Below are 3,232 nucleotides of genomic sequence, written 5' to 3'. Positions count from 1 at the left end.
CTCCTAATAATGATGTGAATGAACAAGTATTAGAAGAAATTGCTGCTTTTTGCATTCCGGGGAATTGTTTTATCAAGCTACATGAGGGTACTTGGCACGCTGGCCCCCATTTTGATCATGAAGCTGTGGATTTTTATAATTTGGAACTAGCTGATACAAATGTGGTGGATCATTTCACCCATGATTTTCTCAAAAGTCATCAATTAGAGTTTGAGATGGTTTAGGCTGCATCACTCAATCCCAAAGAAGGAACCAAAATTCGTCCGTTGTAACCCGCTTGGTTGTATTGTTCAAGGACATGAGTTGCAATACCTTTGCTCTGACGCGATCTAACCAAAGCTACACTTGCTCCCCCAAAGCCTGCACCCGTCAGTCTTGCACCAAACACCCCTTCTGTTTTCTGCAAAATCTCTACCAATTTATCTAGGGCTGGTACTGAAACTTCATAATCATCTCGCAAGCTGGCGTGGGAAGCGTTCATTAATTCGCCAAAGCGCTCAGATGTTACTCCCTGCAATACTTCCAAGACGCGATTATTTTCTGTAACTACATGATGGGCACGACGCTGTAGTGGTTGGGTTAATGCTTTTGTTACATTAACATCAGTAATATCTCGTAACGCTTTCACTCCAAGCGATCGCGCCGCCTCTTCACACTCAGCCCGACGCTGGTTATAACCGCTACTTGCAAGTGTGCGCGGTACACCGCTATCAATAACCAAAATCTCGGCGTTGTTTGGCAAAGGCATCACCCGGCGTTCTAAAGTCCGAGTATCTAAAAATAAGATATGTTCAGTATCAGCCAAACTAGAAGCCATCTGATCCATGATGCCGCATTGCACGCCAGCATATTGAATTTCTGCTTGCTGGGCAAATTGGGCGATTTCAACATCATCAATGGGAAGGTTCAGAAGTTGGCGTAATGCCCGGAGGGTTGCCACTTCCAAAGCTGCGCTGCTAGACAAACCCGAACCCATAGGAACCGAGGATTTGACGTACACACAAAGTGATGGTATTATATAGCCTGCTTTTTGCAAAACTTCGATACAGCCAAAAATATAACTGGCAAATCCAGAGGGCGTATGATTGATATCTAAAATGTTCACTTGCTCGTTGAGATTTTCCGAGTAAAAGTGATGCTGGCCATCGCTACTAAAACCCAGCTGTACCGTTGTGCATTGAGGAATCGCAGTTGGAAGAACGAAGCAATCGTAATAGTCAGTATGTTCACCTAGCAAATTTACTCTTCCTGGTGCCTTGGCTTGAGTTTCAGGTGGTTTACCGAATACTTGTTGAAAATCCATAATTCTTTAATTATACAAAGGTACAGGGCGCAATCTTCCTTCTACCTCAACATTAGGAAAATTTGGATCAAAAGTCAGATTTTCCAACTTTCCATCTTTCAAAATCACAAAAGTATCTTCAACCTTTGCCCCAGCTAAACTAGGATTCCAAGCGACAGCAATACCTTCTGCCAAAGTATCAGTAGTGCTTGGATTTGCAACGATTTCTCGCGCTAAATAGCCAGTGGTTCCTCCCTGGTGATGTTCCCGGATGGCATTGGGGAATCCATGCTGTTCATAAGCCTGAGCTAGCGCGTGATAAACTGCATCAAGAGTGGTTCCAGGTTGGCACAAATTTAAAACTACTGCTTCTATTTCGCGCACATGGGAATGCAATTCGGCCTGTTCGTCCCAAAGCCCACCAAAACAAACAAATCGAGTCAGATTTGCATACAAACCGTAACCTCTAGCGCAAAACACCAGCATCGCTTGCCGTCCAATTTGTTCTGCTGTGGCTGTAGCATGACGGTATAGCGGTAAACGCCTATCACCCGCTACCAGTGTCAGCGCCGGATGCAAGCCTTTTGCCCATAACGCCTCTGCACCCGCACCCGCTAACTGATATTCTGTCCAAGTTGGCTTGGCAACTTTGAGTACTTCTGTCATTGCCTGACTAGCTTTTTGCCCAACTTGGCGATATCGCTCTAATTCACTTGACATCATTACCCGCTTATGTATTTGCAGAGATAGGGGTAATGGCTGTTCTAAATTGGAGATGGGGCGATCGCTAACTGCTTTCCCTCCGCCAGTTGCATCACAAACAAAAGACTCACGGGCAGCACCATCAGCCCAAGGGTTGACATGCACCTTAAAATTAGCAGGTAGTTCTTCATCCTTAAGACGCTGCGCTTCAATTTCATCTGTCAATACCCAAGCATCTTCAGTAGTTACTAATACTTCTGCTACGCCAGTTTCAGCAGTAAGCAGCACGGTGTTAGAAGCGCCACCTGTCGCCCAGGCAAACCAGTCTGTACCACGCAAACGCACGCCTTGCGCTTCGGTTTCACGCAAGGTTTGCCTGATTAACTCTAGTTTTTTGGAGACTTCTTCGCTCATAGGAAAAACACAAATAGATACAGATGATTATCAAATTTATTTACGTCTGTCTGCGTCTGTCTGAGGGATTGAACTGACGTTTCCTGGTACAGATACCTTTAACATGGGTCTTATTTGGCTTCCTCGACTCTCACATCAAAAAAACGGCGCAGTAAGAGCAAGAAAAATCGATCTGCTACCAGCAGCAAAAAACAATTAATCAATTACCAGATGTTAAGAATAATGACCAAAAAATAGCTATTGAGAGTAATGACTAATCAAAGGTCAATGTGAGCAATTCTAATACCAATTCGCCAAAAAAACACTAGATGAGAAATAATAGCTGCTAGAAATGCCAGACTTAAATTTACACTCAATGCTTTATCTCTTGTAGGCTTTTAGAGAATCAGCGTTAGTTATAGTTCAAGAAAATATATAAAAACAAAATGAGGTGCATCCTTTATGAAATGCACCTTTTTTAAGTTCCCTATTTTCTCTTTATGCGGAAATCGGCATTTCAATATCTACAGCCACAGCTTGTAACTCTTTCGCTTTCTCTTCTGGCAAAGCATCATTGGCAAACATCCCTGCTGCGAGTTCAGTTCCCGCTAGATACTTCAGCCTTTCGCTTGTCCGATATGGTGGAAAAAACTCGGCGTGTAAATGCGCTTCTGGATGCGCTAAACCGTCAGTTGGTGCTTGGAACCAAGCCATCAAGTAAGGAAATGGACGATTCCACAAGCCGTCATACTTGAGAGTGACAGTTTTTAACGCCTTAGCAAGTCCCCAACGTTGTTCTGGAGTAAGATCCATAAAAGTCCCAACTGGTTCTTTCGGAGCAATCCAAACTTCATA

At 43.8% G+C, this 3,232-nt stretch carries 2 protein-coding genes and 2 pseudogenes; 1 reads left to right on the top strand and 3 read right to left on the bottom strand.

The features are described from left to right. A pseudogene (locus LC574_RS32805) lies at positions 1–224 on the top strand (Ureidoglycolate hydrolase); the annotation flags it as partial. Here the strand turns inward: LC574_RS32805 and galK are convergent. The 3 genes and pseudogenes from galK to LC574_RS32790 form a co-directional block, all read right to left on the bottom strand. Further along, complete coding sequence (galK, locus tag LC574_RS32800) at positions 221–1,303, bottom strand: galactokinase (protein WP_229457763.1); 1,083 nt, start codon at positions 1,301–1,303, stop codon at positions 221–223. The pseudogene LC574_RS32805 and the gene galK sit on opposite strands and share 4 nt — an antisense overlap. Positions 1,304–1,309: 6 nt before the next feature. Beyond that, entirely contained in the window at positions 1,310–2,398 is a 1,089-nt protein-coding gene (locus LC574_RS32795) for a Xaa-Pro peptidase family protein (protein WP_229457762.1), read from the bottom strand. 477 nt (positions 2,399–2,875) lie between these two features. Beyond that, a pseudogene (locus tag LC574_RS32790) lies at positions 2,876–3,232 on the bottom strand (galactose-1-phosphate uridylyltransferase); the annotation flags it as partial.

This window comes from Nostoc sp. CHAB 5715 (assembly GCF_020829685.1).
GTDB lineage: Bacteria > Cyanobacteriota > Cyanobacteriia > Cyanobacteriales > Nostocaceae > Nostoc.
This window is presented reverse-complemented; position numbering and strand designations above follow the sequence as displayed.

Coding starts and splice junctions, on each gene's coding strand:
- galK (WP_229457763.1), bottom strand. CDS start 1,303: ATGGATTTTCAACAAGTATTCGGTAAACCACCTGAAACTCAAGCCAAG.
- LC574_RS32795 (WP_229457762.1), bottom strand. CDS start 2,398: ATGAGCGAAGAAGTCTCCAAAAAACTAGAGTTAATCAGGCAAACCTTG.